The organism is Rhodococcus sp. P4_B6 (assembly GCF_056402215.1).
The window spans coordinates 22,199-28,198 of the sequence record NZ_JBFUHV010000120.1 but is presented as its reverse complement, the minus strand read 5'-3'; the positions used below and the strand labels follow the sequence as shown (position 1 = coordinate 28,198).

Sequence of the window (6,000 nt, the reverse complement as noted above, 5' to 3'; positions counted from 1 at the left end):
GGTGCGGCCCGCTCGCCGGCTACACGCCGACCGCCAGCGAGGAAGCCCGCATCGTTCGGCAGCGGTCCTCTTCAGCGAGTCGCAGTCGCTCTGCGCGGCTTCGACGCGTGCCCGAGCAAGGGCATAAATGGCGACGTAGCAACGTCGTCACCGATCGAACTCAGTTGTTGTCGGTAATCGCGCGGGCGAAAACCGCCGGGTCGACATTACCGCCGGAGCCCACGAGTGCGACGTGCCGATCGCGAACGTCTACCGAACCGGCGAGAACGGCGCCGAGTGACGCGGCTCCGCCCGGCTCGAGCACCAGTTTCAGGTAACGGAAGGCCTCGCGCACACCACGGAGCCCGTCCTCATCGCTGACAGTTGCCGTGTCGACGCCCAGATATCTCAACGTCGACGAGGTCAGTCGACCCGCGGACGGTCCACCTATCCCATCGAGAACACCGGTATAGGGCTTGTCCAGTGTCAGCGGTTCACCGCCACGCAGCGTTTGCGCCATCTTGTCGAATCCCGTCGGCTCGACGATGACCGCGTGGATTTGCGGGAACGGTGCGCGCATTGCTGTGATCACACCGGAGGCGAGCCCGCCACCGCTGCAATTGACCACCAGAATGTCCGGCTCGATTCCCTTCTCCTGCAACTGCTGCGCGAGTTCCCATCCCACAGTGCCCTGGCCGGCCATGATATCGACATCGTCGAACGGGGACACCACGGTCATGCCGCGAGCTTCGGCCAACTCGTGCGCCACCGCGACTCGATCTTCGGTCGCCGGATCGTAGGTGACGACTTCTGCGTCCCACCAGCGGCAGTTGGCTACCTTGATCTCGGGGGCCGTCGAGGGCATCACCACAACAACCGGGCAGCCCACGATCTTGGCTGCCGCTGCTACCCCTTGGCCGTGATTTCCGGCGGAGAACGCCACGACTCCACGAGAACGTGCGTTCGGGTCGAGGGTCAGGAGTTTATTCGTCGCTCCACGCACTTTGAACGAACCCGTGAGCTGAAGGGCTTCCGCTTTCAGATGCACACTCGCGGCGGCAACCGCCTGGTCCAATTGCGGGGAGGACAGGACCGGTGTGCGGTGAACATACGGTGCAATCCTCACCGCGGCGCGTTCGATGTCGTCCAGGGAGAGGATAGTCGGCGCCGACTGGGAGTCGGAATGCATCGACGTCGACGTCATTGGAACTCACCATCGAAGGCGAATACCGTTTCGATCTCGACGGGGGCGCTCCGCGGAAGCGCCAATGCGCCGATCGCGGCACGGACATGTCCGCCCCGGTCTCCGAGTGCGGTCTCGAGCACTTCGGACGCGCCATCCAAGACAGCGGGCTGCGCAGAGAAATCCGAGAGGCAGCGGATGAAACCTGTCATCTTGACCGCACGGACCGCATCGAGGTTTCCGTCGGTGGCGACCTCGAGGACGGCGAGGGTATTGAGAGCGCACAACGCAGCGGCACGGCGTGCTTCGTCCATGTCCACGTCGACGCCCACCGTTCCGCGGTGGATCAGCACACCGTCCCGCATACAAGTCTGTCCTGCGATGAACAGCTGGTTGCCCACCCGCACGAACGGACGGTAGCGGCCGTTCGGAGTGGGTGGGTTGGACAGCTCATAGCCGGCGTCCTCGAGTCGCAGCTTCCAATTGGTCATGGGGTTCCTTTCTTCGGTGCGTTCGTTGGCGAAAGTGAAGCGCGAGGTTTCCTCTCGCGCCCGGGAGCGTCCACCTGCGGTGGTTGATGCAGCGAGGGCCCCGCGCCCGTCTCGCGGAGATCTGGAGACCGCCGGGTAGTACCCGATCGCCGCTGAAGGGCATCACCACAGTGATCGGAGCAAGCGACGGCATCGGTCACGTGCCGCTCTGCTCGAACGGTTCATTCGTCTAGCACCCGGCACTAGATGCGGCGTTGACATTCGTTCCGTCGAGGCTCAGTCAATCAGCGCGAAGGGGAGAACTGAAGGTCTGATCTACTCCGACTGTGAGATGCTCGGCGTCTTACTACACGATTGTTGCCAGCATCGGGAGGTTCGCGTGCTCGAAGTACGTCAAGCGCGGTACTTCATCGCCGTGGCGGAAGAGTTGCATTTCGGCCGGGCCGCGGAACGGCTGCATATGTCGCAGTCCCCGCTCAGTCAGGCGATCAAGGCCCTCGAAGCGCAGTTGGGGGTTGTTCTCCTAGTGCGCACCCGCAGGTCGGTAGCCTTGACCGATACTGGGCGTATCGTGCTGGAACGCTGCCATGACCTGGTAACCGCGGCGCGCCGAGCCGAGGAAGCGGCCGAGTTCGCGGCATCCGGCAGAGTAGGGCGGCTGCGGATCGCGGCCGGGTCACTGGCCCTGGCCGACCTCCTTCCGGCGATCGTCGCGCGGTATCGCCGCGACCTTCCCCAGGTGGAGTTTCGAGTAAAAGAACTCGACAGTGCCTACGCCATTGCGGCTGTCCTCATGCGCGAATGCGACGCCGCCTTCGTGCGGGGAGTCCACACCGATCCTCGTTTGCGCATCCTGAAACTGACCTCAGACGAGTTCGTTGCGGTCATTCCGCCAGGCACCGAGCGCGAATACGTTGACCGAGACGACCGCATCTCACTCGGCGCCCTGCGGGACGCACCATGGGCATGGATCTCGCGATCCTCGTCGCCGTTTCTCCACGATGATGTCATCGCCGCGTGTCATTCGGCCGGCTTCACCCCAGACCTTGTACACGAAGCACGAACGATTCCCTCGCAACTGGATATCGTTCGGTGCGGCCTCGGAGTGTGCCTGGCCCCCGAGGCCGCGGTGCGGCACGAGCGGGACGTGACCTATCGGCCCCTCACCGTCCCGGTTCCGATAGCCGGCCTGTCCATCGTGGTACGCCTCGAAGACGACGGTCCTCTCACCAGCCGCCTGGTCGAGGTGGCCAGCGAATGCGTGGGCGATATCTGACAGCGGTTTTGCTGGGTCGATCCGGGCGTCATCACCCGCGGTGACCGGACCCTGCCGTATTCGCCCTACCCGTTCGGGATGCCTGTTCCCCGCGCCCCGATGGTGCAACTCTTCCGGTCAAAACCAGAAAATCCGCGACTGTGCGAGACAGTGCGTGCGGGCCCACGTGCAGTAAGACGTTGAACGTCTCACAGATGGAGCAGATTGGACCTTCAGTGTTCGCGCCGGGTGGGGTCCACTGGGACATGACGGCGACAAGTTCCGATCTTTCGATCGGCCGGTCGGTTCCACYGAGAGGACAGGACAGCGCGTATGCCCACCCCCACCGATCTCGGTTCGCGGCTCGCGGCGCTGCCGACCGCCGCGCTTTCCGACGCCCTCGACAAGCTGGGGCTCCCTGGATCTTTGCACGGCATCGGCCCGCTTGCGCAAGCATCACGGAGCTGCGGACCGGCCTTCACCGTCGCTTACGCTCCCATCGGTGAGCACGGCGGCTCCGTCGGCGACTTCCTCGACGACGTTCCCGCCGGGGCCGTCGTCGTCATCGACAACGACGGCCGCACCGATTGCACGGTGTGGGGCGGCATCATGACAGGGGTCGCTTCGGCACGAGGCATCGGTGGCACCGTGATCCACGGCGTGTGTCGTGACACCGCGTCGGTGTATGCGACCGACTATCCGATGTGGTGCGCCGGAAAGTTCATGCGCACCGGGAAAGACCGCGTACGCCTGGTGGCGATCCAGCAACCGCTCACGATCGACGGCGTCACGATTCGCCCCGGCGATCTCGTGTGTGGTGACGAGGACGGTGTCGTGATCGTCCCGATCGAGCACGCCGAGGAAGTCGCCACCATCGCCGAGCACATCGAATCCACCGAAGCGCGGATCGTTCACGCGGTACGGGACGGCGCCTCACTCGTCGCCGCACGAACTCGCTTCGGGTATCACGCCCTGCAGACGACCGGCACGGAGAAGGGTCAATGACCGCCATGGCAGCGGTGATGGCGTTCAACGGCGCATCCGAAGTGCAAACTTCGCCGCCGCCGCGATGAATGACCGAGCGCGGCGCGCCGCTCACCTCTGAGCAGCTCGCAGTACTCAAAGACCAATTGCCACAAACCGATGGGATGAAACAGATGAGTGACCCGGTGCTTTTGAAGGCCTTCGCCGAGTTGGACAGTGCCGCGGTGAGCGATGCTCTCGACAGTCAGGGATTGCCCAGCGGAATCGGGGGCATCGCACCGGTATGGGGGCATCCCACGGTGGTCGGTTTCGCCTCGACCGTGCAGCTGGAGCCCTACACGCCGGGACCGAGCGGTGCCCACATCGCCACCACCGCGGTGGCCACCGCCGGTGCGGACGAGATCATCGTGGTCGCCAACGACGGCCGCACCGATGTGTCATGTTGGGGCGGGCTGCTCAGCCTTGGTGCCAGTCTTCGGGGCGTACGCGCCGCCATCGCCGACGGTAGCTGCCGCGACATCGGTGAGGCGCGTGCACTCGGATTCCCCGTTTTCGCGCGCGGTGGAATCCCAGCTACCGCACGCGGCCGAATCCAGCAGCAGTCCGCCGGGCAGCCGATCAGCGTCGCCGGAGTTCGAGTATCGCAGGGAGACATCGTGATCGCCGACGAAACAGGTGTGGCATTCGTTCCCCGTGCACATGCCGAGGCGGTACTCGAGGCGGCRCAGGGCATCGCCGCCCGGGAGGAGTCCATCGCCGAAGATCTGCGATCCGGCACCGCCCTACCCGACGCCATGCGTGATGCGCGCCTGGCCGGACGCGAAGGATGATGAGGGCACCAGACAGACCAAGTGGCCCGGAATAGTTGTGGCCGTGCCGATCTGGACCGATCATCGCCGTCTCGGCCGGAAGCAGTCTCCACAACAAACGCGACAGCCCATTCAATCTCGCTCTCACAGGAAGCAACCATGACCGACCAYGCCCGCGATCACGCCACTGCCACCATTTACGAAGCCTCCCAGCTGAATATCGCCCTCGATCCCGCCATCCGGCCCGCGTGGACCGGCGCCCGCGTCGCCGGTCCGGCATACACAGTCCAGGGCGCCGGCGGTGACAACCTGGCCCTGCACAACGCGGTGGCCGCMGCCCCCGCAGGTCACGTCTTGGTCGCCGATCTCGGTGGCGCGCAACACGGCCACTGGGGCGAGGTGCTCGCCGTCGCCGCCCAACAGCGCCGTCTGCTGGGACTGATCATCGATGGTGGCGTCCGGGACACCGTCGAACTCGCCGGCATCGACTTCCCCGTCTTCTCGCGCGGGATCTCGATCGTCGGCACCCGCAAGGACTATCAGGGCGGTCTCGGGGTACCGATCACCGTGGGCGGGGTTCGGATCACCACGGGGGATCTCGTTGTCGCAGATGCGGACGGTGTCGTCGCCATCCCGCTCGAACACGTCACCGACGTCCTCGATCGCTCGGATGCACGCGTCGCCGACGAGAAACGCATCTTCGACGAACTGCGAGCAGGCAAAACCACCCTCGAGGTGTATAACTTCGCCACTGCACGCTGAGAACTCCGTCCAGGAACCGGTGGGGAGTACCCGGCAGCTCCCTACTGGCGGGCATCATCAGGCTTGAAGGGGCAGCACCGTGTCTTCGCTCTCTCGACTGATCGCACCGCTGAACGCCTGCACCGACTGGTGGGACTGGCAACTGCGCGCACGCTGTCGATCCCTCGGTGCTGACGTGTTCTTCTCGTGTGATGGCGAGACGCGAGCGGAACGGATTCGGAGAGAACGAGTGGCGAAGGCACTCTGTGGCAGCTGCCCAGTGCAGAGCGAGTGTCTTCGCCACGCGTTGTCGGTCGGGGAACGCTACGGAGTGTGGGGTGGCACCTCCGAGGGCGAGAGGCGTCACCGTGACGGGCCACCCGAACCCACGCAGAGCCCCGGGAAGCGGCGCCCGATGAAGATCTCAGCCACGTGTCCGGCACCGGGCCGAGCCGTCCTGCACGAAGCCCCCTGAGCTGCGGCGGGTGCAACTATTCGGCAGGGCGGGGGCACCTGCGCGAAGTCCGAGCCCTGTGGAATGGGACTGTCGATCAGAAT

Annotated in this window: 7 protein-coding genes; 5 read left to right on the top strand and 2 right to left on the bottom strand. The window is 65.0% G+C overall.

Annotation, left to right across the window (positions count from 1 at the left end; genetic code table 11):
* Positions 1 to 160: 160 nt before the first annotated feature.
* Both AC1DWT_RS36180 and AC1DWT_RS36175 read right to left on the bottom strand, forming a co-directional pair.
* Positions 161 to 1,183 (bottom strand): threonine ammonia-lyase, encoded by a 1,023-nt coding sequence (locus AC1DWT_RS36180; protein WP_206015709.1) that lies wholly within the window; start codon positions 1,181 to 1,183, stop codon positions 161 to 163.
* On the bottom strand, positions 1,180 to 1,653 hold the full coding sequence (locus AC1DWT_RS36175; protein WP_206015710.1) for a RidA family protein: 474 nt from the start codon (positions 1,651 to 1,653) through the stop codon (positions 1,180 to 1,182). Before AC1DWT_RS36175 ends, AC1DWT_RS36180 begins: the two co-directional genes overlap by 4 nt.
* A 379-nt stretch (positions 1,654 to 2,032) precedes the next feature.
* Between AC1DWT_RS36175 and AC1DWT_RS36170 the strand changes: the two genes are divergently transcribed.
* The 5 genes from AC1DWT_RS36170 to AC1DWT_RS36150 all read left to right on the top strand — a co-directional run bounded on the left by AC1DWT_RS36170 (position 2,033) and on the right by AC1DWT_RS36150 (position 5,917).
* Positions 2,033 to 2,929 carry a LysR substrate-binding domain-containing protein gene (locus tag AC1DWT_RS36170; RefSeq protein ID WP_206015711.1) on the top strand — a complete coding sequence of 299 codons (897 nt, stop codon included), beginning with the start codon at positions 2,033 to 2,035 and terminating at the stop codon, positions 2,927 to 2,929.
* Positions 2,930 to 3,241: 312 nt separating this feature from the next.
* The gene (locus AC1DWT_RS36165) at positions 3,242 to 3,913 is read left to right on the top strand and encodes an RraA family protein (protein WP_206015712.1); all 672 of its coding nucleotides are present in this window, start codon (positions 3,242 to 3,244) and stop codon (positions 3,911 to 3,913) included.
* 152 nt (positions 3,914 to 4,065) lie between these two features.
* Positions 4,066 to 4,722: an RraA family protein gene (locus AC1DWT_RS36160; protein ID WP_206015713.1), complete on the top strand. Its 657-nt coding sequence runs from the start codon at positions 4,066 to 4,068 to the stop codon at positions 4,720 to 4,722.
* 138 nt (positions 4,723 to 4,860) lie between these two features.
* Positions 4,861 to 5,463 (top strand): RraA family protein, encoded by a 603-nt coding sequence (locus tag AC1DWT_RS36155; RefSeq protein ID WP_206015714.1) that lies wholly within the window; start codon positions 4,861 to 4,863, stop codon positions 5,461 to 5,463.
* A gap of 79 nt (positions 5,464 to 5,542) precedes the next feature.
* The gene (locus AC1DWT_RS36150) at positions 5,543 to 5,917 is read left to right on the top strand and encodes a WhiB family transcriptional regulator (RefSeq protein WP_206015715.1); all 375 of its coding nucleotides are present in this window, start codon (positions 5,543 to 5,545) and stop codon (positions 5,915 to 5,917) included.
* Positions 5,918 to 6,000: the final 83 nt, after the last annotated feature.